Here is a 25,999-nt window from a genome sequence, read left to right as displayed (position 1 = left end):
TGATTATTATCTAAAAAACTTTACCAAATTCTCTATCCTAGAACTAAAGTTATAATTTGCATATAGTTAATTCATTAATCCCTCTTTATGAAAACTACAATACATGTACTTTTATCAGTACTTCTACTAGGTTCTTATAACTTAGCATTCAATACAGATCCAAATAAGAATATCGAAGTTGATGAACTTAACAAAAGCGGTTACGTTTTCGATGTTAAAGTTTCTCGAATAAATTCAAAATACTCTGAAATTGCTAGTGCCATATTTAGAGATAAATTAGTAATCGTATCCTCGAAAAAAATTGGAGCTATTGGCGGTCGTGTAGATCCAATTACAAATGAGCCTTATACCGATTTGTTTTGTATGGATGTTAACTCTAATGGTAGTTTTTCTCCACCACTTTTATTTAGTAGAATCCTTAATTCCAAAGCTAGTGAAGGACAGGTCGCATTTTCTTCTGATGAGCATACTATATATTATACGCGTAATAGTAGAAAAAACTCTGCTAACTATAAATTATACAAAGCAACATTAGAAAAGGATTCCTACGGCAATTGGATGGATCATTTAGAGCTCGCTATTAGTAGTGAAAACTATTCCATAGAAAACCCGCATATTTCAGCTGATGGTAATTTTTTATACTTCTCATCTAATATGGATGGTGGTTTTGGTGGTTTTGATTTGTACAAAGCTGAAATTTATAAAGATGGTAGTATAGGTAATCCCATAAATTTAGGTGGCTATGTTAACTCATCGAGTGATGAGAAGTACCCTCACACATCTTCCGATGGTAAAGAACTATATTTTTCATCAAAAGGATTTAACAGTATAGGGGGTTATGATATTTTTATATCTAGCATTATTAGTAAACATGAAGATTATTCGAAACCGAGAAATTTGGGTTATAGCATCAACTCTATAAAAGATGAAGTGGGCTATATGATTATTAATAATAAAACGGGTGTATTCTCGTCTAATAAAAATCACAAAAGTGATGGCTTTAACATATATCACGTTGAGGCAGAAGCTATCTACAGAGAATTGCAGGGTGTTGTGGTAACTGAAGATGATAGAATATTACCAAACTCTACAGTTGTATTATTAAATGAAGATGGAAAGGAAGTACAACGACAGACTACAAGTGTCGATGCCTCTTACCGTTTTAAGGTAAAAGCATTTGGAGACTATAAAATTGTGGCTGTTAAGGAAGGTTTTGAAAATTATTCACTTCAGTTAGAATCTGACGAAAATCTAAAGTCAGTGTTAAGATTATCACCAAACATTACCTACAATAAAAGTAAGCCATAAGCACTTAATCTTTAAAAAAGGTAATAATATTTCGCTCACCGAAGATTAAGCATCTTTTAACTAAAAAACTAATAGAAACGCTATCTGCATTAAAAGTAGCTTCTATATTAGCAGTAAATTAATATGCTATTAATCATCCCTCAATAAAATATTGCAATCAATATTAATTTAATCAATCCCTAACTCAATAATAAAACCACAATTTCAATATTAGAAATTGTGGTTTTCTTTTATAAAAAGTTTTCAAGAAAAATAAGCCTCTTAGTTTTGGACCTAATTATAATCAATCATAACTAAGATCCATACTAAATTATCAAGATTTATAGGTTATAAATACTTCCCTTTTAAATCCTTTCCTATTTATACTTTTAAACATTCTTGATCACATTTATTAGTAACGAGATAGAAATTTTTGGACCAATTGGGTAACAAATAAAGCCTTAACTGAACATAAGGAAAATAAACCGTTGAATAACGGTGAAAGATCCATTACAAAATAATTAATCTAAATCAATTATGTATGAAAAAATTACTCTTTTTTACTGTACTCTCTTGTGCATTGTTTTTGGGCAATGCACAAAACAATGCCTATTACAATCGTATGCAGCATATTTTTGGAAACATTAATAAATCTAAGGTCACAACTGGCTATCTGAAAGAGTTCGGTATACGCTTTAATGAGATTGAGGCTTACAATGGTGTTCTCAATACCAATAATGTAGTAGACAAAACCCAATGGCAATCCCTATACTCCTCATTATATACTATGCGCATAGGTAGTGTGGCAGAATCAATGACGGCGCCTAACATGGTTTTTGACAACCTCGAAACGCAACAGAATAATAGTACTCAAGATGTACTTTTTGCAGCACAATATTACGCATATCAACAGTATAAGGATAAAGCAGTAAGTAATGGTGATGTTAAAGTCATTAAAGACCGTATCTATGATGTTAAAGGTAGAAATCCTTACGATACTAAAACCATTTTTGCCGTAAGCCCTTTAAAAAAACAATTACAAGGCAATACATTTACTTTTAAATTACCGAGCAGTTTAATATACACTAATAGCAGCTCGACTTTGAACCAAGTCCAAATCGATTTTGACGATGGTAATGGTTACCAAACTGTAACTCTAAACTCGGCGCAAAACATTACTTATACTTCTGGTGGTGAAAAAGAACTTAGGGTAAAGTTTAGCTATAGCAATGGCACCAAATTATATAGCCAATCCAAGATTTGGGTGGATTACATCTCTAGTGGGGGTAGTAATCAGGCTAGATTTAACGGTTTTGGTTTATTATTTAATGAAGAACCAATAACAGGTAACCCATATCAAGGGAGTTCTACTACGGGTTTAGTAACTGTGGAGTTGGCACCAGGTCATACGCAACTTACAAAACCACTTATAGTGGTTGAAGGTTTTGATCCAAATAACTCTTTTGATTATGATAGTTTGATAAATTTCAATAATCCAGGTGGTTTATTGGTAGATATAATTGCAGGTGCAGGTTTTAATTCCTTAAATCAAGCTATAGAAGATGAGGATTATGATTTGGTATTTGTAGATTTTGAAAACAGTACAGATTTCATTCAACGTAATGCTTATATGTTAGAAGCAGTTATCGATTGGGTTAATAACCAAAAAGTCGGTAATGAGCAAAACGTAGTTTTAGGCATGAGTATGGGAGGTTTAGTAGCGCGCTATGCTTTACGCGATATGGAAATTAATGGAGAAACCCATGACACTAAGCTATATATTAGTCATGACACACCTCACCAAGGTGCTAATGTACCTCTAGCATTTCAGGCCTTTGTGAGGCATTTGGTTGGAGAAGAAATTGGCATACCAGTATTTTTTAGTTTATTTGATATTAATATTGTTGACCTATCTGATGAAATACCTGGATTAGAAGAAGGCTTAGCATTACTTAGAACACCTGCTGCACAACAAATGCTTACATATCAATTACAAGGTACAGGTGATAATGTATCTGTAGATAATACAACTCTATATAGTTCTTTTCTAACTGAATATAGTACTATGGGGTATCCACAACAAAATGGTATACGTAATATAGCCATTGCAAATGGATCTGAATGTGGGACTCCTCTAGAATTTAATCCTTATGACAAATTAGTAGACATAAACGTCAGGGTAGATTTGCCATTTTTTGTAACCAATATTGCACTAGCAATTTTAAACGGATTATCCGTTAACCCCCTAAAAGCATTAAGTTCATTGTTATCTACAGATACCGACATTAAAGCACAATTTCGTCTAAGAGCGTTACCAAGTCAACAATCAAAGCAAATTTATAAAGGGAAAATTTTTATAGAGAAGACTATATTATTTCTTGTAGATGTAGAGGAACCATTAATTGATGAAGAGAGATTAAATTCGTTATCATCAATGTTACCTTTGGATAATGCTAGCGGAGGTATTTTTGATCTTGAAGGTTTTGCAAACCTTCCACAAGAACTGGATCAATATGTCCTAGAAAGACAATTTAACTTTATCCCAACTTACAGCAGTCTGGATATTGGAAGTGGGACACAAACCATTGGCATAAGGGACTTAAACAAAACCTATTCCCCATTATCGCCTCCTAGAGCACCAAAGGATGTGCCTTTTGACAATTTCTTTACTAATGACTTAAATAGTGAACAGCATATTCAATTTACCTTGAATAATGGCAATTGGCTTATAGAAGAATTAGATGATGATAACGAAGAAGGCTTCTATTCTTGTGCCTCAAACTGTCCCAATGACCTACCATTAGTAATTATTGGTTCCGATCAAATATGTAATTCGAGCTCAGAGACTTATTATGTTAATAACCTAAGGCCTGGTGTTCTCGTAAATTGGAGCGTATCACCAACAGGAGGTTTTACATTAACTCAAAACGGAAATAGTGCCACATTAACACCTACGGGTTATTTTGGTGGCAGAGCAACCTTAACAGCTTTTATTGAAACTGATTGCAACGATGTTGAGATAGCCAAAGAGATACAGACAGGTTCGCAAAGACCTATAATATATGGCAAAGATGGTGAACAAATTGCATCGTTCTCATTCTGCACTTTGCACTATGGATATATAAACTTTACTACACCATCAAGCGCATTTGAATGGGAGTGGAATCAAGTCTCAGGTAATTTTAATATGTTAACAACGTATAATAATGCACAGTTCTTTAGTTATCAACCAACTTCCGGCATTGTTACAGTTAGAACAAGAGATAATTGTGGTTGGAGTGTACCAACATTTTTAGTTATTGAATTTACCAATTGCTCTGATGGAGGTGATTTTGACAATTTTAGATTGGCTCAGAACCCTATAAAAAATGACAATTTAGAAATTGTTGAAACAGCTGTAATAAATTCTAATGTTGATACAGCCTATACAATTGATGATAACACTAAGGTTACAATAAAGTTATTCGACTTTAGTGGTAATTTATTAAAGACAAAAAAGCGGACTAGAAATCTAGTGGATGGAAAGTATCAATTAAATACATCTGAATTCCCAAATGGGAAATATTTTCTAAAGATAATACACAATAACACTGAGCAGGTATTTCAAATAATATTAGATAAGTAAAATAGTATAAAAAATGAACCTCTTGGATAAATCAATCCAAGAGGTTTTAAATTTAGTGAATAGCAAACTTCTTTTAAGAAACAGCCTTAAGCTTCTTTAATGTAGATTTAGATAATCTGTCTTCAGCATAGGATTTTGTAACATTTAATTTTGTTTCCCCTGAACCTGGCAAATCAAACATAGCCTCGGTAAGTATTTCTTCACATAGAGAACGTAATCCTCTTGCACCTAGCCTATACTCTATAGCTTTATCTACAATATAGCCTAATGCACCTTCCGTAATACTAAACTCTACCTCATCCATAGAAAACAACTTCTTGTATTGTTTTATTATGGCATTTTTAGGCTCTGTTAGTATAGCTCTTAATGTATTGGCATCTAAAGGATCCATATGTGTTAAAACAGGTAATCGACCTATAATTTCTGGTATCAATCCAAAATCCTTTAAATCTTTTGGAATGATGTATTGTAGTATATTATCATCATCAACATTATCATCCTTTACAGAACTGTAACCAATAGCTTGCATATTGAGACGCTTCGTAATCACGCGTTCTATACCATCAAAAGCACCACCTGCAATGAATAAGATGTGTTCCGTATTCACTTCTATAAATTTTTGGTCTGGATGCTTACGACCTCCTTTTGGTGGTACATTAACAACAGTACCTTCAAGTAACTTCAATAATGCTTGTTGTACACCTTCACCTGAAACATCTCTCGTTATAGATGGATTATCACTTTTACGTGCAATTTTATCAATCTCATCAATAAAAACGATACCGCGTTGTGCTTTTTCAAGATTATAATCTGCAGCTTGCAACAAACGTGTTAGAATACTTTCTACATCTTCACCAACATAACCTGCTTCCGTTAAAACTGTAGCATCAACAATCGCTAATGGTACATTAAGCATTCTAGCAATGGTTTTTGCCATCAAGGTTTTACCAGTACCTGTTTGCCCAACCATAATGATATTGCTTTTTTGTATTTCAATATCATCATCAGTCGGTGGTTGCAATAAACGCTTATAATGATTATATACCGCAACAGACATAACACGCTTTGTATACTCTTGTCCAATTATATACTCATCTAAAAAGGCCTTAATTTCTTTTGGCTTTCTTAGCATTAGCTCTGCACTTAACTCTGTGTTACCTGTTTGCTTGGATTCTTCAATAACAATTCCATGAGCTTGCTCTATACAACGGTCACAGATATGTGCGTCTAATCCTGCTATTAGTAAATTGGTCTCTGGCTTTTTCCTACCACAAAATGAACATTCTAATTCTTCTTTTGCCATAATCTTAGTTCTTATTTAGGAGATTTTAGTCGCAAGGGTTACTGCTTAATTACTTACGTTCTAAAACTTCATCAATCATTCCATAGGCTAATGCCTCATCTGACTTCATCCAGTAATCTCTATCTGAGTCTTTCTCCACTTGTTCGTAAGGTTTACCCGAATGTGTAGAAATAATATTATAAAGTTCTTCTTTTACTTTAATCGTTTCACGAACCGCAATTTCCATATCAGAAACCTGACCTTGCGTACCACTCATAGGTTGATGAATCATAACACGAGAATGTTTTAGTGCAGAACGCTTTCCTTTCTCACCAGCACATAATAATACTGCTGCCATGGACGCTGCGATACCTGTACATATTGTGGCAACATCTGGTTTTACAAATTGCATCGTGTCATAAATCCCTAAACCGGCATATACACTTCCACCTGGAGAATTGATATAAATCTGGATATCTTTTGAAGCATCTACACTCTGTAAAAATAATAGTTGCGCTTGAATAATATTGGCTACTTGATCATTAACTCCAGTACCTAAAAAGATAATACGATCCATCATTAAACGCGAAAACACATCCATAGCAACCGCATTCATTTGGCGTTCTTCTATTATATTAGGAGTTAAATTGGTAGGATACATACTTGTGATAATTTTATCGTAATGCATACTGCTTATTCCTTGATCTTTAGTAGCGAACTTTTCAAATTCTTTTCCGTAATTCATTTAAACTTTATTCTATTAATTAATGAAATTTGTTTTTTTAAGATCCTGAGACAAGTTCAGGGTTTATATCGATTTTTCTTTATGAGAATACACATAAAAAAAGCGTAAAACTCAACAGTTTTACGCCTTAAAGATACTAATTTATTCCTTATCGATTAACTGTAAAATTCTTTAACAAAATCATCATAAGTGATTTCCTTTGTTTTAAGATTTGCTTCAGCTTTATATAAGTTTAGTAGTTTCTGGCTCATCAATTGCTCAGACAGTCTTTTAACTTCTTCTTGGTTTGATAAGATACGTGCTGCAATGTCCTCTAACTCTTTTTCAGTAGAATTCATTTGTCCAAATTGCGCCATCTGTCCTTTTATCATTTCAATGGCATAAGCTTTCATTTCTTCAAACTGAACTTGTAAGTTATGCTGTTGTATTAGCTTACCTTCTATTAACTGGTAACGCATGCTTTTTTCAGACTTTTCGTATTCTTCTTTTGCTTGGTCTTCTGTCATTGGTTCTTCACCAGCAGTTTGCATCCATTTTTGAAGAAACTCTCCAGGCAAATCAAATTTTGTGCTTTCAACTAGATATTCAGTCACATCATTCAATAACTTCTGATCACCTTGTTGTTTGAATTGCTTTTCTGAATCTTCCTTAATCTTTTGTTTCAATTCAGTTACAGAAGTTACTTCTTTTGGTCCGAAAAGTTTATCAAATAATTCTTGATCCAAATCCGCTAATTCACGCTCATTGATTTCTGAAATTTCAAAATCCACCTCTACATTCAAGTCATGTGCATCATCATGAGACACCTTTAAAAACGTCATTAGATCATGGTCATCATTAAATAGACCTTTAGTCTTTAATGTAATAACATCGCCAACTTTGGCTCCGATTAATTTTTTAGGATTAGTTTTTCCTTTGAATTTATCTAGAGTTATTGTGGCAACATTCTCAATACCTTTTTCCTCATTGGTAAACTTACCTGTGATTTCAGCATCCTTAGTAACTTCAGTTTGGGATATTAATTTACCGTATTGCTTTTGGATATGCTCTATTTGATTGTTAACCATTTTATCATCTGCAACAATGTTGTAATGTGTAATGGCTTTCTTTCCTTTTAGTTTTACATCAAATTCTGGTGCTAAACCTAACTCGAATTCAAAAGAAAAAGCATCAGCATCCCAATCCAAATCATCTTGTGGCTTTGGCAATGGATTACCTAAAACATCTAATTTTTCCTCCACTAAATACTTCCCTAAAGCATCTTGAAGTAATTTGTTTACCTCATCAACCAATACAGCTTTGCCATATTGTTTTTTAACCATTCCCATTGGCACATGGCCTTTTCTAAAACCAGGAATGTTAGCAGACTTGCGGTAATCTGTTAAGATTTTCTCAACTTTATCACTATAGTCTTCCTTAGCGATATCAACTTTTACAACTGCATTTAATGCATCGATGTTTTCTCTTGTAATGTTCATTATTCTTGAAACTAAAATTGGGCTGCAAAAATACAATATTTTTTACAACCCGACAATAGTTTTAAGCCTTTGATTTTTAGCTACTTTTTATCCTTTTTTAGGAACGAATGCAATAATGATTGTAGTATACATAGTAGCACACTAAAAAGGATCGCTGTCCAAATGCCATCGACTCTAAAACCATCTATAAGTCTATCTGCCAACAAAATTATTAAGGCATTAACTACGAACAAAAATAGCCCTAAAGTTAGTATAGTAACTGGCAACGTTAGTATGACTAATATGGGCTTAACCAATACATTCAGTATAGAGAGCACAACTGCCACAATTAATGAGGTGATGTAATTGTCTACTGAAACACCATTTAAGATTTCGGCAAGAACGAAAACAGCAATGGCATTTAGTAATAGTTTGATAATAACATTCATATCTATAAAATTAAGACAAAAAATCAATAACTACATGATAAAAGTCCTTAGGATTCTCTGCATGAAGCCAGTGTCCAGCGTTTGAGATGGTGACTATTTTAGAACTCGGAAAATGACGTTGAATAATTGCCTCATCTGATTCACCAATATATTCTGATTTATCTCCACGTAAAAACAGGGTGTCTTTTTCAAAAGTGGCATGTATTGGCAATGCTTCACCAACCTCAGACACGTTTTCTTTTAAGACCGCTAAATTAATTCGCAATCCAAGTTGACCTTTTTCTACCCAATACAAGTTTTTGAGCAAGAACATTCTTGTGCCAATGTCATGAACGTAACTGCTTAAAGTCTTATCAGCTTGACCCCTACTTTTAATTTCAGAAAAACTCAAACTACTCAAGCCTTCTAAAATGGCATCATGATGCACAGGATAGTATCTTGGCGAAATATCTGCCACTAATAACTTACTCACCAAATGTGGGTACTTTGCAGCAAATAGCATTGCGGTCTTTCCTCCCATGGAATGACCTAATAATACAATATCTATCAGATTATGGGCATCGCAGTAAAGTTTAAGATCTTCCGCCATTACCTCATAATCGAATTCATCAGCATGAAAACTGCGACCATGGTTACGTTGGTCTACTAAGTGCACTTCAAAATGAGATTCGGAAAATTCTTTGGCCAAAGTTTTCCAGTTGTCTCCCATACCTAAGAATCCATGTAGAATCACGAATGGTTTTCCCTCACCAATGATATTTGAGTGTAAAATCATTTCAGCTTGTCTAGGTACATTTTAACAACTTGTTCCACACCTAAATAAAGGCTTTCTGCAATTAAAGCATGTCCTATGGAAACTTCTAAAAGACCGGTAATATTTTCTTTGAAAAATTTAATATTATCCAAGGACAGATCGTGGCCTGCGTTAATCCCTAAACCTATCGCATTTGCCAAACCAGCACAGGCCATATATGGCCTTATAGCCTCTTTGTTACCCAAACCGTATTGATGTGCATAAGCTTCTGTATATAATTCAATACGGTCTGTTCCTGTTTCCTTAGCGCCTTCTATTTGATGTAGGTCAGGATCAACAAAAATAGATGTTCTGATACCGTTATTCTTGAACTCTTTAATGACATCAATTAAAAAATCTTTGTGCTTTAGTGTATCCCAGCCTGCATTAGAAGTAATAGCATCTTCAGCATCTGGTACTAAAGTCACTTGGGTTGGTTTTATTTCCAACACCATATCCATAAACTTCGGGACCGGATTACCTTCAATATTATATTCGGTGTAAACCTCCGATTTTAAATCATATGCATCTTTATAACGAATATGACGCTCATCAGGTCTTGGATGAATAGTTATTCCCTCAGCCCCAAATCCTTGCACATCTTTAGCAAATTGAACGACATTTGGTATGTCTCCACCACGACTATTCCTTAAAGTCGCAATCTTATTTATGTTAACACTCAGCTTTGCCATTTCATTCTATTTTTGAATACAAAAATACAAAGTAGAACACGCTTTTTATGGTAATTTTTGATTAATTTGCAAGACAATAAAATCCAATTATGCAATTACAAGATTTAGTGATAAATGACATAAAACCCCTTAATATTACGGATAAGATTGGTGATTTACAGATGTTGTTTAATCAATTGACCTATTCACACATTCCCGTAAAAAATAATGACATTTATATAGGTTGCATATCTGAAACTGATGCACATTGTTTTGATGGTGCCAAATCAATAAACGATTGTAATTATACCATTGAAGGTTTTTTTGTGAGATCTACAACAAATTGGCTCGATGTGCTAGAGGCCTTTGCTCAAAACGACTCTAACATAATGCCAGTGTTGGACAAGAACAATCAATATCTTGGCTATTACGAGCTTAACGATATTATGCACTTGTTTAATGAGACGCCTTTTTTCGCTGAGCCTGGAGGTATTTTGATTGTTGAAAAAGGACTTCAAGACTACTCTTTTAGTGAAATAAGTCAGATTGTCGAATCTAATAACGCAAAATTGTTAGGTGCTTTCATATCAAAAATGGATAGCGATTTGGTGAGTATTACCATGAAGATAGGTAATGCTAGCCTTAACGAAGTGATTCAGACTTTTAGACGCTATAGCTACAATATTATTTCTGGGCATGAAGAAGATTCCTATATAGAAAGCTTAAAAGACCGCTCACAATATCTTGATAAATATCTGAATATGTAATTTATGAAAGTAGCTGTTTACGGTCAAAATTACCTCAAAGAGTCTACCCAAAAGGCATTCGAAATTCTTTTAAAAATTCTGCTTGAAAATAAGGCCGATATCTTCGTTGAAACTGACTTTTTAAAACAACAGAATGGCACTATTCAAAGCAATTCTGCAATTAGAACTTTTGAGAACCTAGACAAAAGCTATGGCTTATTGATTAGTATTGGAGGTGATGGCACAATATTAAGAGCAATTACCTATGTTAGAGATTTAGATATTCCCATAGTTGGTATAAATACTGGTCGATTGGGATTTTTGGCAACAGTACAAACTGATGCTATAGAAATTGCAATTCCGGAAATACTTAAAGGTGACTACAAAATTTCTGAACGCTCCTTATTAAGTGTCTCCACGTCTCCAATAAATAGTGATATTGAGCATACTAACTTTGCTCTAAACGAGGTTGCTTTAAGCAGAAAAAATACCACATCCATGATAACCGTAGAAACTCATTTAAACGATGAGTATCTGACATCGTATTGGGCAGATGGTCTTATCTTATCAACTCCAACGGGCTCTACTGGATACTCTCTTAGTTGCGGAGGCCCGGTAATTGCTCCAGATGCCAACAATTTTGCATTGACACCTATTGCACCTCATAACCTTAGTGCGAGACCTTTGATTATTCCAGATAGTACTGTTGTTACTCTAAGAGTAGATGGAAGGGAAGATCAGTTTTTAATGTCACTTGATTCTAGAATTGCCACTCTTCCAAACACAACTACAGTTACCATCAAGAAAGCCGACTTTGTAATTAAGATGGTAGAGCGCTTGGACGAAACTTTTTTAGACACACTTAGAAAAAAGTTACTTTGGGGCGAAGACCGTCGTAATTAAACTTAAAAAAACACAATAAATACCTGTGAATACTGTTTATCTGTAAGACAATTTGTGTCAAATTGTTATAGGCTAGTCATAATTGTTATATTTGCAAACTTTGAAAAATTTATGAGGTATTTAATCCCATTTTTAATAATCATTTGTTCCCATCAAAATACTAACGCTCAGATATATGAGATAGGCATATTTGCAGGAGGAAGCAACTTTATAGGTGATGTTGGGGCAACAAATTATATATCTCCAAATCAATTTGCTTTTGGTGCAATTGCAAAATGGAATAGAAGTGCAAGACATTCGTTTAGAGTATCCGCAATATTCTCGGACTTAGAGGGCATTGATGGGAAATCAGATGATCCTAGAAGAAAACAACGAGGTTACGAATTTAATACAAGTGTTTTTGAAGTTTCTGCTGGTATGGAATTTACGTTTTGGGAATTCGATCTACACACAAGTGGCATAAAGGGAACACCCTACCTCTATTCAGGCATTTCAGTTGTAAATCATGACAACTATTTTTTCACTTCCAGCGGCGAATATACTTCAGAAAACAACTCAAGTTGGGCCTTTGGAATACCTATGGTACTAGGCTATAAATCAAATATTTCAAATCATTTAATCTTAGCAGCAGAAATAGGAGCTCGTTATACGTTTTCGGATGAACTGGATGGTAGTGTACCCGATGCCGACTATAGAGAGCAGTTTAGTTTTGGAAATACAAATAGTAATGATTGGTATGTATTTACGGGAATTACATTAACTTACACCTTTGGTAGACGACCTTGCTATTGCAATTTTTAAAAATGAGCCTGAAAGAACAGATAAATAAAACGAAACTTCCAAACCATGTCGCTATTATTATGGACGGTAACGGCCGTTGGGCTAAACAACAAGGCTTTATGCGTGTCATTGGGCATGAAAACGGTACAAAATCCGTAAGACAGGTAGTAGAAGCCAGTGCAGAATTAGGTATAAAAAATCTAACACTTTACGCATTTTCTACGGAGAACTGGAATAGGCCAAAACTAGAAGTTCAGACTTTGATGAAACTCTTAGTTAAGTCATTAAAAAAAGAGATCAAAACATTACAGGATAATAACATAAAGCTATCAGCAATTGGTTGTTTACAAGATTTACCAAAAAAGGCGCACCAGGAACTTTTAGATGTTATAGAAAAGACAAAAAACAATAAGAATATGACATTAACTTTAGCACTTAGCTATGGTTCTCGTGAAGAAATTGTTAATGTTATTAAAGAATTATCACTTAAAGTTAAAAATAATATAATTTCTACTGAAAGTATTGATGAATCAATTATAAATAAGCATCTTTACACGCAAAATTTACCAGATGTAGACCTCTTGATTCGTACAAGTGGTGAACAACGCATCAGTAACTTTTTGCTTTGGCAAATAGCTTACGCAGAATTATATTTTACAGATATTTTATGGCCAGATTTTACCAAGGAAAATCTATACGAGGCGCTAATAAATTATCAAAACAGAGAACGAAGATTTGGAAAGACAAGTGAACAACTCACCTAGCACAAAAGTTTTGAATACCCTTACTAAACTTATTTGCACCATATTGCTTTTTACAATTTCAACGATTGGTAATGCCCAAGTTGAAGATGGAGCAAAATATCTAATAAAAGAAATCACAGTTACTGGTAACACCAATTTTAGTCAACAAACCATAATTGCCTATTCTAAGCTAAGAAAAAATGAAGAAATCCAGGTTGGTGGTGAAAAAATTGCCAATGCCGTAAAAACACTTTGGAAATCTAACCTTTTCAGCAGTATAGATATTTTTATAACAGATATTGATGGAAATACAGCTAATTTAGAAATCCGTCTTATTGACTTACCAGAACTTAAAGACCTTACTATTGAGGGCGTCAAAAAAGGAAAAAAAGATGAAATTATAAGTGAAAATAAGCTACAGTCTGGTGTAAAAGTTACCGAAAATCTTATTGCAACGACTAGAAATTATTTAACCGATAAATACAAAAAGAAAGGTTTTTTAAATACAGATGTACGTATTACCACTTCCGAAGTAATTGATTCTGTTGAGAAAGAACGGGTTAATATGCGCATTGCCATAGATAAAGGTCAAAAAGTAAAAATTAAGAAAATCGTATTCGATGGTAATGAAAAGTTGAGTGGCAAAAAGCTTCGTAAGGCCATGAAAAATACGAAGCAGAAAAGTCTAAGTCCTTTGCGCATTTTTAAGCGTTCAAAATATATAGAAGAGGATTTCAGAGAAGACTTAGTAAGCCTAGTCGATAAATACAAAGAGAATGGTTACAGAGATGCAAGGGTTATTTCAGATTCTATAATATATAATGACGATAAGACTGTAAGCCTAAACATTAAAGTTGAAGAAGGCGAAAAATACACCTTTGGCAAAATTAACTTTGTAGGTAATACTGTGTATTCAGATAGACAATTGGCTTTGGTTCTTGGTATAAAAGAAGGAGACACTTATAATGGTGTAGAGCTTAGGGAGCGCATTGCAAATACTAAAAATCCTGATGCTCAAGATCTAACAAATTTATATCAGAACAACGGTTACATGTTCTCTACAATCAATCCAGTAGAAGTTAGTGCAGATGGTAACGTCATAGATATGGAAATACGTATTTCCGAAGGTAAACCTGCTTATTATAACAATGTAACGGTCATTGGTAATGACGTTACTAATGATCATGTTATTTATAGGGAGATTAGAACACGTCCTGGCCAGCTCTACAGTAAATCGCAAATTATAAGGACTCTACGAGAACTTGGGCAGCTTGGTTTTTTCGACGCACAACAATTAACGCCAAATATTAAGAACCCTAATCCTGTTGATGGCACATTGGATATTGAATATGAAGTCGCAGAGCAAGGTTCTAGTCAAATACAGCTACAAGGTGGTTACGGCGGTGGAGGTTTTATTGGTACTTTAGGATTATCTTTTAATAATTTTGCCATAAAAGACATATTTAAGAAAGAGGCTTACAAACCTGTCCCTAGAGGTGATGGTCAAAGTTTAGCCTTGCGTTTACAGGCAAGTCAGTTTTTTCAAACCTACAGTTTTTCATTCAGTGAGCCATGGTTTGGAGGTAAAAAACCTTTTCAATTGTCGACATCGCTTTCGCATTCTAGACAGTTTTTATTTAATCCTCAGACTCGTAGACCTGATAGAAGCAGACGTTTTAATATTACTGGATTAACTTTTGGTTTGGCAACACGACTTAGAAAACCAGATGATTTTTTCTTATTATCGCAAGCATTAAGCTATCAACATTACGATTTACAGAATTATAATACTGGTCTCTTTACCTTTGGGGATGGCACTTCCAACAACCTATCTTATACTATAGGTTTAAGTAGAAATAACTTAACCATTGACCCTATATTCCCAACTGGTGGTTCTAGCTTTTCAGTTTCTGCTAAATTTTCGTTGCCTTACTCTTTATTCAATGGTGTCGATTATGGAGCATTAAGTGAAGAAAGAGATGCGTTAGATCCTACAGATGCCGATGATTTTGCTAGAATCGGAGAAATTGACCAAGAACGTTTTAAATGGTTAGAGTTCTACAAGATAAAATTTAAAGTAGACTGGTATACCGCACTGACTAGGAAATTAGTTCTTAAACCAAGTGTAGAATTCGGATTACTTGGAGCTTATAATAATGATAGAGGTGTTATTCCTTTTGAACGCTTTTTTGTTGGAGGAAGCGGTTTAGGAAATTTTGCGCTAGATGGTAGAGAGATTGTACAATTACGTGGTTATCCAGATAATTCACTATCTTCTCAAGATGGCGGATCTATCTACAATAAATTTTCTTTAGAATTACGATACCCAATTACATTGGGTGCCCAAGCCAAGATATATGCTCTTACGTTTTTAGAAGGCGGACAGTCTTTAAATGATTTTAAAGATTTCAATCCATTTAATTTAAGACGATCTGCTGGTGTTGGGCTGCGTATCTTTATGCCTGCTTTTGGTTTACTGGGTATTGACTTTGGTCATGCATTTGATGATTTACCAGATGGTTCTTCACCAAGAAAGTGGGAAACACACTTCATAATTGGTCAACAATTCTAAGTTTGGCACGATATTTTCTAATAGCCTAATACAGATTTCATCATGGTGTTAAAATTTTTAAAGATATATTTCGTTAAATTTGAAGATTAGTGACACTAAAAACAAAGAAACATTTGGTTTACTAAAAATGTCTCAAAACAAAAAACAGAAATGATGAAATTTAAAGTTCTTTTTTTATTGGCAATAATAGGTCTAATGAGCTTTAGTGTTAATGCGCAACGTGGTGTAAGAATTGGCTATATAGATACTGAATATATTCTTCAAAATGTTCCCGAATATCAAGAGGCATCAACGCAACTCGATAACAAAGTACAACAATGGAAGACTGAAATAGAAAAGAAACTCAGTGTCATAGAGCAAAAGAAAAAAGAACTTGAAAATGAAAGCGTGCTATTGACCAAGGAGTTATATGAAGAGCGCATGGAAGATATTTCTTTTGAAGAGGCTGAGATTATAGATTATCAACAAAAACGATTTGGTCCAAATGGCGATCTAATAATTCAGAAACGTCAGTTGATAGAACCCATACAGGATCAAATATTTTCAGCGGTTCAGCAAATCGCCGAAACGAAAAAATTTGATTTCGTTTTCGATAAGTCCGCAGACGTCGTTATGCTTTACTCGGCCGAACGCTATGATATAAGTGAGCAGGTATTGCGCACAATTACTAGAACATCGAGACGTAGTCAAGCAAAAAACAAAAAAGAGCGTAAAGAATTAGAAGATGAAGAGGTAGTCCCTGTAGTAAGCGAAGAAAAGGATGAAAGACAAAAAGCTTTAGACGAAAGAAAAGCTACAAGAGAAGCAGAATTAGAAGCTAAACGTACAGAAAGAGAAAAAGCGCTTGCAGCAAGAAGAGCTACTCAAGATTCCATCAGAGCAGCTAAAAAAAGTGAGGCAGAAGCGAGACGTCAAAAAGTATTAGATAATCGCAATAAGGGATCTAAAAACGAAGAAGCAAAAACAAATGCTAAAGACAGTATTGTCACAAAACCAAAGAATGCAATTAAGACAGATAGTACTAAGTTAAAAGAAAGCATAAAGAAAGATTCTACAAGCACTAAAAAGCCATTAACAGCGGCAGAAATAAAAGCAAGGGATCGAGAAGAGAGACGAAAAGCTTTAGAAGCTAGGAAAAAGAAAATTTTAGAACAAAGAGAAAAGGCACGTCAAGAACGCGAAAGACAACTAAAACGAAGAGATTCTATAGCGAAAGCTAAGAAAAACGAAGGAGAAAACAATTAATAATTATAACACACAAATACAATTTAGAAAAAATGAAACATTTAAAAACGTTATTATTTGCAACAGCACTTTTTATAGGAGCTACTAGTTTTACCAATGCTCAAAGTAAAATTGCACATATTAATACACAAGAACTTGTACAGGCTATGCCAGAATATAAGGCAGCACAAGCAGAGATTGAGAAGCTTGGAAAAACCTATCAGGCAGATTATCAAAGTTCTCTAAAAGAGTTAGAAGCAAAATTAAACCAGTATAATGCTGAGGCTGATGCTCAAACAGAAGAAACAAATGTAAAACGTATGCAAGAGGTTGAAGGTATGAAACAAAGTTTAGCTCAATTTCAACAACAAGCACAACAAGATTTACAAAAGAAGGAATTCGATTTGCTAAAACCTATTACTGATAAAGCTAAAACAGCGATAGAAAAAGTAGCAACGGCTCAAGGCTATGATTATGTCTTAGAAGCTGGTGGCTTAATCGTAAAAAGAGGTAAGGACCTTCTGGCTGACGTAAAGGCTGAAATGGGTATTTAAATCAAATCTCAAAAATAATATTTTGAAAGTCGCTTAGTTTATAAGCGACTTTTTACTTTTGTAACAATGAGCAACAAACCTATTGGCATATTTGATTCTGGCGTTGGTGGCACGTCTATATTTAAGGAAATTCATGAGCTTTTACCTTATGAAAACTTTATATATTTAGCAGATAGTAAAAATGCCCCTTATGGTGATAAGCCCAAAGAAGACATCGTTAGGTTCAGCAAAAAAAACACCGAATTATTATTAAATAAAGGCTGTAAACTCATAGTTGTTGCTTGTAATACAGCAACTACTAATGCGATTTCTTTTTTAAGGGAAACATACAACGTTCCCTTCATAGGTATTGAGCCTGCTATCAAACCCGCTGCACTTAAGACAAAATCAAAAGCTGTGGGTATCTTAGCGACCAAAGGCACCCTAAGCAGCCAATTATTTCACAAAACCACAGATTTGTATGCCAGTAATATCAAAGTAGTGGAACAGATTGGTGAGGGTATCGTACCTCTAATAGAAGCTGGAGAATTAGAGTCTGATGAAATGCGTACACTTCTAGAAACTTATTTAAAACCAATGATCGCACAGAATATAGATTATTTGGTATTAGGTTGCACGCATTATCCTTATCTCATTCCAATACTATCTAAAATACTTCCAGAAGGTGTGAAAATTATTGATTCTGGACTGGCGGTTGCCAAACAAACACAAGCCGTACTTTCTAATAACAGTTTATTAAATATGGATAAAAAAGCACCATCAATCAAACTGTACTCAAACGGAAATTCAGAAATTCTTGATGCAATACTAAATGAACGTTTCAACACTTCATATTTAGATTTTTAATATGAAAGTCATACTCGTCTATAACGCCAATTCAGGAAAATTAAATGCTTTGTTTGATGTTGGGCATAAATTACTTCGCCCATCAACTTATCCATGCAGCATATGTGCTTTAACTTATGACACTTTTTCTGAAAAAGCTATCTGGAAAACATTTAGGGAAGAGAGTAAGCTAGATATGGAATTTTACCATAAAGATGAGTTCGAAAACACGTTCCCGAATGTACAAATCGCTTATCCTTCTATTTTAAAATTAGAAAACAATATGCTCACTACGGTTCTAAACAATGAAGTTTTAGATGAGATCATAGACATTGAAGACCTAATCACAAGGTTAAAGTCTAATCTCTAAACCAGCCCGAGTATTTAATATAATTACTGGCAATGCGATTAATCTCTCCAGAGATTAATTCCTCACTAATATCCTTAATTTTCTTTGCTGGCATACCTGCGTAAATACTACCCGATTCTACGATCGTATTTTTAGTAACTACTGCACCTGCTGCAATAATACTGTTGGAATGAATTATGGCATCATCCATAATTATACTTCCCATCCCGATTAAAACATTATCATGAATAGTACAACCATGTACAATGGCATTATGAGCAATGGATACATTATTTCCAATAGTTGTTGGTGACTTTTTATATGTGGCATGAATAACCGCACAATCTTGTACATTAACCTTATTCCCCATTTTTATGAAATGAACATCACCTCTTACAACAGCATTAAACCAAATGCTACATTGGTTCCCCATAGTGACCTCACCTACAACTGTAGCGTTATCAGCTATAAAACAATCTTCTGGTATATGTGGATGAATTCCTCTTACTGGCTTTATTATTGGCATAGTTAATTATTTAAAATAAGATAATAAATCTGCTTTTTTTGAAGCAGATACCATAATCTCTTTACCATTACTTAGAACAACACTTCCACCTTTTCCCTTAACGTATTTCACAACTTCATTTACGTTTACCAAGTAACTTTTATGAACTCTTGCAAAATTAGCATCTTTTAAGCTCTCTTCAATATATTTTAAAGTCTTGCTCACAAGCTTCTTTTTGTTATTATTCAAATGAATTTCCGTATAGTTATCATCGGCTTTACAATACATAATATCATCAGTTTCTATAACTTCAAACCCATCCTGCTGTGGGAGCGTAATCTTACCATTAACAGAATTAGTTTTTGGCACCAAAACTTGATCTTGTAGTGCATCTTCCTTGGTTTTAATCTCAGTGACATAATCTACAGCCTTAATCAATTCATCTATGGAAATTGGTTTCATTAAATAATAAGAGGCATGGGCATTTAAGGCATCAATCGCATAGTGGTTATATGCGGTCACAAAAATGGTTTCAAAATCTACCGTTCCTACTTTTTCCAATAGATCAAACGCATTACCATAAGGCATCTCCACATCTAAGAATACAACATCTAATTCGTTGTTTCTAATTAAAATCAACGCCTCATCTACATTAGCTGCTTCACCAACAATAGAAATATTTGGGCAATATTTAATGAGATAATTCCTGAGAATTTGTCTACTCGTTTCTTCGTCTTCTACTAATATGGCGTTCAATTTCATGTGTTAATAGGTATTAAATAAATATGTTCACATGGAACATCCTTATCTGTTAAACTAAAATTTAAATTCAATATTGGATGTTCCATATCAATCCTTTTTTAATGTTACGACGACCTTGGTACCTACGTCTTCTATATCTTGAAAATCCTCAATAATGACATCTACTTTATCTTTATACATTTCGTTTAAAATAGCAACACGCTTTTTTATATTGTTCATGCCTTTAGAGTTCTGCTTTTTCTGATTATCCGTTTTCAAAGCTTTAGACCTAACTCTGCCAATACCGTCATCAGTGATGGTAATTGTAATTTCATCTTTTGCTTTAGGTCTTATGGCAATATTCAAATGACCTTTTTCGGTTTTATAACGAAGTCCATGCCATACCGCATTCTCTATATATGGCTGTAATAACATTGGTGGAATTTGAAATTCATTAACGTCAACATGTTCATTTACATCAATAGAATAATCAAATTTATCCTGAAATCTAAAATGCTCAAGTTTGGTATACAAATCCAACAGTTCTATTTCTTTCTTTAGCGGAATAAAATCTTCTTCACTATTCTCTAAAACAGACCGCATAAGATGTGAAAAGTCAGATAAATATTTATTAGCCGTGCGCTCATCATTAGTGGCAATGAAGCTATTTACAGAATTAAGTGCATTAAAAATAAAATGTGGATTCATTTGACTTCTTAAGGACTTCAACGCCAATAAATTGTTCGCCAAACGTTGCTGCTTAATATATTTATACATTAAAAAACCTGTAATTAAAAGAAGTACCAATCCACCAATAAGCGAATAAATAATGAGTTGTTGTCGCTTGTTGCGCTCCTGGGTGAGCTCATAAGTGCTTCTGGATAATGCTCTATCACTCTCTAATGCTGTAATTCTATTTTGTTGAATTGCCAAATTCCTGCTAAACCGCGCAGCTTGAGATATTTCCTGCTCCTTTTTAGCATATAGTTCATCAACAATATTTTCATAATTTTCAATCATAGCAAGACCTTCTTCGGTATCACCACTTTTAATAAGTGCTTCAGATAATTTCCGTGTAGCATCTTTCCCTACAACTAAATCTCCTTTTTCGTCAGCTTCTTTTCTACTTTCTTCAAGAAATGGTATGGCATCATCATTTCTATTTTGTAAAATAAGCGCATTTCCTATTTTATAATTTTGCTTTTGAGAAGTCAATGGGCTTTCATTTGGAATAATTGAATCCTTTTCTATATCCTCAATATCCTCCAACGCCTGTTTTCTGAGAACTATCTCACTTTCATAATCCCGATTCTCACTGTTAAATTCAGCTACTTTTATCTTTTCTTCTACGGAGCGTTTCTTGTTTTCTTTAGCAGCCAAGTCTAAGGAGTTATCAAAAAAATCTTTAGCCTTGACTTTATCACCTTTCAAATTATAGGCCTGAGCAATTTTAGAGTTGAGATCAGTGATCTTGGGCGCAATTAAATGCTTATTCGCAATTTTTAGACCTTTTTCATACGCTGATATGGCTTTAGAAGTATTATTAGCTTGCAGATTGGCGTCGCCTATACCTTCATGCAATTCTGTTTTTTGATAGTTGGAAAGCTCCTTCTCGTCAATGTTTTCGTAACTAGAGATACTTGTCTGGTAATCTCCATTATTTAAGTACGCTTTTGACAACTTAAGTTTAGCAGAGGGCGTTTCTACATTTTGGAGACTAATTTTATATTCTGATATTGCTAAGTCGTGCTGTTTCCAATACATATAAATATCGCCTAACAACTCGTGTGCCTCAGCACTTTGATTAATTGAAACATTAACATTAAGAGCATCGCCAACAAACTTTATACTCTTAGCAGCATCTTTTTTCAAATACGTGTCAGCCGAATCTATCATTTGATTGAAACGTTGCGTTGTCGCATTATTTTTAGACCTTCTCGAATATGTTTCATCATCATCTAAAACTTCAATGTCGATTCGCTCATTAGATGATATAGTATGATAAATGGTTTCAAACGTATCATGACTAATAATAAGCTCATCTCCAATCTTTGCTTTTATTGTAAATCTACCGTCAAAGCTAGTAGTTGTATACTTCCCTCCATTGACATATATTTTGACATTACTATACGGATCATGAGAAGATTTATCATAAACCGAACCTCTTATATTAAAATAAACTTCTGCTTTTGATTCTTGCTCTGCCCTGTTTTGACTGGGACTTAAAAATGCAATCAAACAAAAAAACATACTAAGTATATATGTTCTGAATAACTTCACAATACTTTTATTAGTTGGACTAAACTTACATACTTTATTTGGTTTCAAAAAATAGTACATCAAGAAAGGAGTGGTTAGACTTATCTATTTTGCCTTCCTAACTAAAAGACAAATCTACTTTACTCATTTGTAGAACCACTTTACTCATTCTAGATTTTAATTCAAATTCTTTCGACAGAGTTTTACAGCATTAATCAAAAAACAAAAAATCATAATGAAACATTTTAATTTAGTAGTAATAGTAATATTGCTTTGCTCAAACATTATCCTCGCTCAACACAAGGGGAATTACAATCAGATTACACAGGATATCTCTCGTCAAAATATTTTAACTGCCGGAAATGCTGCTATTTACAATCCAACAGTACAACAACAAATTAACAAAATCTTACATCCAAGCAATGTACTGACCGTTGATGTCAAGGCCCTTCAAAATGTAAGTGCAACAACATACACCGCGATATTCAACCTATCTCAAATTGGTCCTACTGCCGAAAAAACAAATAGCTTAATGAAGCAACGCATAGATAGTATTAAAATGAGGTTGAACGCTAACGGTATCTCACAAAAAAATATGGCGATCGATGTCATCTCTTTTGTACCAGTTTATGAAGTAGAAGTCACTAAAAAACTATTCAGCAAAACCTACACTGAAGTCCCTAAGGGATTTAAATTACAGCAGAATATTCATATTCAATTTAAGAAAACTAGTCAATTTGAAACCATTTTAGAAGCTTGTGCCAAAAGCGAGGTCTATAATTTGGTAAAGGTTGATTATTTCATTGAAAATATTCAAGATGTTTACAAAAATCTTCAGGATGAATTATTAAAACTCATTGAAGAAAAAAAGACCTATTACAACATACTTGGCTTTGATCTTTCAGAATACAACATTGCTATAGCAGATGATAAATACTGTTATTTTCCCAAGGATTTTTATCAAAGTTATCAAGCCTATAACAGTGTTTCATTTGAAGCATTGAAAAAAGACAAAGGTATTACATCTGCTCAAAAACAAACCTCATATTATTACCAGCCTTTAACTTACGAAAGTTACGATGTTGTTATTAATCCCTCCATTTTAGAACCTGTAGTTCAAATAGGAATGAACATTAAACTCATCTATACGCCAAAACCAAAAGAGAAAAAAGAAACAATTACAAAGACCGAAATAGATCATAAATACTACGTCATTTCACCCAATGGAACCATAGATGTTAAAGAATTAAACACAAAAAAATAGAAATTATGAAAACAATATTTAAAACCTTTATAGTATTGCTAAGTTTTACAACTACTATCGCTTGCAATGCAAATTCAAAAAAGAAAGAACAAAATTTGGTGTTGACAGAAACTAAAATTGAAACTAAATCAAAATCAAAAAAACCTGAAATTAAAGTTGCCCTCCTATTAGACACCAGTAATAGCATGGATGGATTAATAGATCAAGCTAAAGCACAGCTTTGGGAAATTGTTAATGAGCTATCCTATGCGAAATGCAAAGCACAAAATCCTAATCTTAAAATAGCACTTTACGAATATGGCAACGACAATCTCAATGCGGAGGAAGGCTATCTAAGACAAGTACTAGCGTTTAGCGATGATTTGGATGAAATTTCCAAATCATTATTCTCATTAACTACAAATGGAGGCAATGAATACTGTGGTAAAGTGATTCAGACTGCTCTAAACCAATTAAATTGGGATGACAAAAAAGACGATCTTAAGTTCATTTTTATTGCAGGAAATGAGCCTTATACGCAGGGGAAAGTTAATTATAAAGATGCCTCAAAACTGGCTCATCAAAAAGATGTAACTGTAAATACGATTTACTGCGGAGATTACGATCAAGGGATTTCGAGTTATTGGAAAGATGGCGCAGATTTAACTCACGGAAACTATATGGCTATTAATCATAATAAAGCTACTGTGCATGTAGCTTCTCCATATGACGATAAAATTTTAGAACTAAATGAAAAGCTTAATAATACTTATGTCGCTTACGGCAAAAAGGGTAAAGCTAAAATGGAGCTGCAATCAGAACAAGACTCTAATGCCATGGGTTATAACAAAGCAAATGCAGTCAGTCGAACGGTGAGTAAAAGTACAAGATTATATAAAAATAGTTCTTGGGACTTAGTAGATGCAGAGCAAGAAGAAGATTTCTCTTATGATAATTTAAAAGAAAGTCAACTACCTGAAGAATTAAAGGGTAAGTCAAAAACGGAAATTAGATCTTATGTTGAAAAGAAGAGAAAAGAACGTGAAACACTTCAAAAATCAATTAGTTATTTGAATGAAAAAAGGAAAGGTTATATAGCAAAACAATCTAAAGATTCAGATAACGCATTAGAAAACGCTATGTTAAAGGCTATAAAGTCTCAAGCCAATAAGAAAAACTACAAATGGGAATAAGATGAAAAAGAAAAGGCCCAATTTTAAATTGGGCCTTTTGTATTAGTTTATAGCAGGACAGTTACATTCAAATTTTTCCCTTCTACAATTAAAGTTATAACCCAAGGTTAATTGATGAAAACCACCAGTATTAAAATTAACAGTGTTGGCTTGATAGGAATACGTATAGGCGAATACAAAGTTGTTGTAGTCAACACCAACAAATGGTGTGATATACTGCAGCTTTTGGCTACTTACATCGGAACCATCAAGAAATTCAGCGCCATCTAAACTACGTCTATAGGATAGTCCACCCCATACTTTACCAAAATCCATTTCGCGATATACTTTTGCATTGAAATCAATTGAAGATTCTTCAGTTGCATCTCTATACATATACATGATTGAAGGTTCATAACTCCAATCACTTCCAAACTTCTGAAAAGTATTACCTGCTGAAACTAAATAAGTTCTCAAGTTATCAAATTCAAAACCTTGGTCATTAAAATTTATTCCTTCATTTTTTAAAATATTCTTAGCAGTAAAATGAGCATAGAAATCTACGAAATGATAAGAAAACCCAAAATCAATATTAAAATTCGTAGCACTTTGTTCTATACCAGCAATGAGCTGATCAAATTCACCTGGTGCTAAAAAATCCGTTTCATCTAACTTATATTGTAGAAATCCTGCACTTAATCCAAAAGATAACATATTAAGATCAATCTCATTTCTAGAAAACATCAGGTGATATGCGAAAGTCGCATAACCACCAACAGTAGAGTGATAACCATTGGCATCATTAAACAAAACACCACCAAGCGCCACAGGTGAGTCTCCAACTCTTCCGTTAATGCTTAACGTTTGCAGGCTGGGTGCATCATCCACACCAAACCACTGTTGTCTAGCGGTTAATCTTACTTTCGCACAGTTTGCGACTCCAGCCATTGATGGATGTATTAAATAATAATTATCCGTTAAATAATCCGAATAAATTGGAATGCCTTCTTGTGCAAAACCAAAATTTGTTACTAATACTGTAAATGCTACTAAACAAAATTTTCTTAATCTCAT

Annotated in this window: 23 protein-coding genes; 13 read left to right on the top strand and 10 right to left on the bottom strand. The window is 33.8% G+C overall.

Annotation, left to right across the window (positions count from 1 at the left end; translation table 11 throughout):
* Window positions 1-87 precede the first annotated feature (87 nt).
* Window positions 88-1,308, top strand: a complete 1,221-nt coding sequence (locus H7F21_RS14395) for a carboxypeptidase-like regulatory domain-containing protein (RefSeq protein WP_185790011.1) — start codon at window positions 88-90, stop codon at window positions 1,306-1,308.
* A 520-nt stretch (window positions 1,309-1,828) separates the two neighbouring features.
* Window positions 1,829-4,912 (top strand): T9SS type A sorting domain-containing protein, encoded by a 3,084-nt coding sequence (locus tag H7F21_RS14390; RefSeq protein WP_185790010.1) that lies wholly within the window; start codon window positions 1,829-1,831, stop codon window positions 4,910-4,912.
* A 73-nt stretch (window positions 4,913-4,985) separates the two neighbouring features.
* Here the strand turns inward: H7F21_RS14390 and clpX are convergent, their stop codons facing one another.
* From clpX to H7F21_RS14360, 6 genes are all read right to left on the bottom strand, one after another.
* Window positions 4,986-6,215 (bottom strand): ATP-dependent Clp protease ATP-binding subunit ClpX, encoded by a 1,230-nt coding sequence (gene clpX, locus H7F21_RS14385; RefSeq protein WP_185790009.1) that lies wholly within the window; start codon window positions 6,213-6,215, stop codon window positions 4,986-4,988.
* Window positions 6,216-6,264: 49 nt separating this feature from the next.
* Window positions 6,265-6,939 carry an ATP-dependent Clp endopeptidase proteolytic subunit ClpP gene (gene clpP, locus H7F21_RS14380; RefSeq protein ID WP_185790008.1) on the bottom strand — a complete coding sequence of 225 codons (675 nt, stop codon included), beginning with the start codon at window positions 6,937-6,939 and terminating at the stop codon, window positions 6,265-6,267.
* Between the two features lie 155 nt (window positions 6,940-7,094).
* The gene (gene tig, locus H7F21_RS14375; protein ID WP_185790007.1) at window positions 7,095-8,417 is read right to left on the bottom strand and encodes a trigger factor; all 1,323 of its coding nucleotides are present in this window, start codon (window positions 8,415-8,417) and stop codon (window positions 7,095-7,097) included.
* A gap of 80 nt (window positions 8,418-8,497) precedes the next feature.
* Complete coding sequence (locus H7F21_RS14370; RefSeq protein WP_185790006.1) at window positions 8,498-8,845, bottom strand: phage holin family protein; 348 nt, start codon at window positions 8,843-8,845, stop codon at window positions 8,498-8,500.
* Between the two features lie 10 nt (window positions 8,846-8,855).
* A complete protein-coding gene (locus tag H7F21_RS14365) occupies window positions 8,856-9,620 on the bottom strand; it encodes an alpha/beta fold hydrolase (RefSeq protein ID WP_185790005.1) in 765 nt (254 codons plus the stop codon).
* Entirely contained in the window at window positions 9,617-10,330 is a 714-nt protein-coding gene (locus tag H7F21_RS14360; protein ID WP_185790004.1) for a pyridoxine 5'-phosphate synthase, read from the bottom strand. The genes H7F21_RS14365 and H7F21_RS14360 overlap by 4 nt, the downstream gene beginning before the upstream one ends.
* Before the next feature lie 89 nt (window positions 10,331-10,419).
* Here H7F21_RS14360 and H7F21_RS14355 point away from each other — a divergent pair, with 89 nt between their 5' ends.
* The 9 genes from H7F21_RS14355 to H7F21_RS14315 all read left to right on the top strand — a co-directional run bounded on the left by H7F21_RS14355 (window position 10,420) and on the right by H7F21_RS14315 (window position 19,026).
* A complete protein-coding gene (locus H7F21_RS14355) occupies window positions 10,420-11,076 on the top strand; it encodes a CBS domain-containing protein (RefSeq protein WP_185790003.1) in 657 nt (218 codons plus the stop codon).
* A 3-nt stretch (window positions 11,077-11,079) separates the two neighbouring features.
* Complete coding sequence (locus H7F21_RS14350; protein ID WP_185790002.1) at window positions 11,080-11,958, top strand: NAD kinase; 879 nt, start codon at window positions 11,080-11,082, stop codon at window positions 11,956-11,958.
* A gap of 111 nt (window positions 11,959-12,069) precedes the next feature.
* Window positions 12,070-12,759, top strand: coding sequence for a type IX secretion system protein PorG (porG, locus tag H7F21_RS14345; protein ID WP_185790001.1), 690 nt, complete (start codon window positions 12,070-12,072; stop codon window positions 12,757-12,759).
* 2 nt (window positions 12,760-12,761) lie between these two features.
* Entirely contained in the window at window positions 12,762-13,502 is a 741-nt protein-coding gene (gene uppS, locus H7F21_RS14340) for an undecaprenyl pyrophosphate synthase (protein WP_185790000.1), read from the top strand.
* Window positions 13,474-16,053 (top strand): BamA/OMP85 family outer membrane protein, encoded by a 2,580-nt coding sequence (locus H7F21_RS14335; RefSeq protein ID WP_185789999.1) that lies wholly within the window; start codon window positions 13,474-13,476, stop codon window positions 16,051-16,053. The genes uppS and H7F21_RS14335 overlap by 29 nt, the downstream gene beginning before the upstream one ends.
* Window positions 16,054-16,203: 150 nt before the next feature.
* The gene (locus H7F21_RS14330; RefSeq protein ID WP_246431496.1) at window positions 16,204-17,298 is read left to right on the top strand and encodes an OmpH/Skp family outer membrane protein; all 1,095 of its coding nucleotides are present in this window, start codon (window positions 16,204-16,206) and stop codon (window positions 17,296-17,298) included.
* A 32-nt stretch (window positions 17,299-17,330) separates the two neighbouring features.
* Window positions 17,331-17,831, top strand: a complete 501-nt coding sequence (locus tag H7F21_RS14325; RefSeq protein WP_185789998.1) for an OmpH/Skp family outer membrane protein — start codon at window positions 17,331-17,333, stop codon at window positions 17,829-17,831.
* Between the two features lie 66 nt (window positions 17,832-17,897).
* A complete protein-coding gene (gene murI, locus H7F21_RS14320; RefSeq protein WP_185789997.1) occupies window positions 17,898-18,677 on the top strand; it encodes a glutamate racemase in 780 nt (259 codons plus the stop codon).
* 1 nt (window position 18,678) lies between these two features.
* On the top strand, window positions 18,679-19,026 hold the full coding sequence (locus H7F21_RS14315; RefSeq protein ID WP_185789996.1) for a GTPase: 348 nt from the start codon (window positions 18,679-18,681) through the stop codon (window positions 19,024-19,026).
* Here the strand turns inward: H7F21_RS14315 and H7F21_RS14310 are convergent.
* The 3 genes from H7F21_RS14310 to H7F21_RS14300 form a co-directional block, all read right to left on the bottom strand.
* Window positions 19,016-19,531 carry a gamma carbonic anhydrase family protein gene (locus tag H7F21_RS14310; RefSeq protein ID WP_185789995.1) on the bottom strand — a complete coding sequence of 172 codons (516 nt, stop codon included), beginning with the start codon at window positions 19,529-19,531 and terminating at the stop codon, window positions 19,016-19,018. The genes H7F21_RS14315 and H7F21_RS14310 overlap by 11 nt on opposite strands.
* A 6-nt stretch (window positions 19,532-19,537) precedes the next feature.
* Entirely contained in the window at window positions 19,538-20,272 is a 735-nt protein-coding gene (locus H7F21_RS14305; protein WP_185789994.1) for a LytR/AlgR family response regulator transcription factor, read from the bottom strand.
* Window positions 20,273-20,359: 87 nt separating this feature from the next.
* Window positions 20,360-22,489: a histidine kinase gene (locus H7F21_RS14300; protein ID WP_246431495.1), complete on the bottom strand. Its 2,130-nt coding sequence runs from the start codon at window positions 22,487-22,489 to the stop codon at window positions 20,360-20,362.
* Between the two features lie 256 nt (window positions 22,490-22,745).
* On the opposite strand from H7F21_RS14300, the gene H7F21_RS14295 reads away from it, so the two are divergent.
* Complete coding sequence (locus tag H7F21_RS14295; RefSeq protein WP_185789992.1) at window positions 22,746-23,774, top strand: SIMPL domain-containing protein; 1,029 nt, start codon at window positions 22,746-22,748, stop codon at window positions 23,772-23,774.
* 5 nt (window positions 23,775-23,779) lie between these two features.
* Window positions 23,780-24,946, top strand: a complete 1,167-nt coding sequence (locus tag H7F21_RS14290; RefSeq protein WP_185789991.1) for a vWA domain-containing protein — start codon at window positions 23,780-23,782, stop codon at window positions 24,944-24,946.
* A gap of 42 nt (window positions 24,947-24,988) precedes the next feature.
* Here the strand turns inward: H7F21_RS14290 and H7F21_RS14285 are convergent.
* Window positions 24,989-25,999: PorP/SprF family type IX secretion system membrane protein (locus tag H7F21_RS14285; RefSeq protein ID WP_185789990.1), on the bottom strand; the 1,011-nt coding region annotated here is incomplete at its 5' end.

This window comes from Winogradskyella flava (assembly GCF_014243395.1).
GTDB classification, from domain to species: Bacteria; Bacteroidota; Bacteroidia; order Flavobacteriales; family Flavobacteriaceae; genus Winogradskyella; species Winogradskyella flava.
This window is presented reverse-complemented; position numbering and strand designations above follow the sequence as displayed.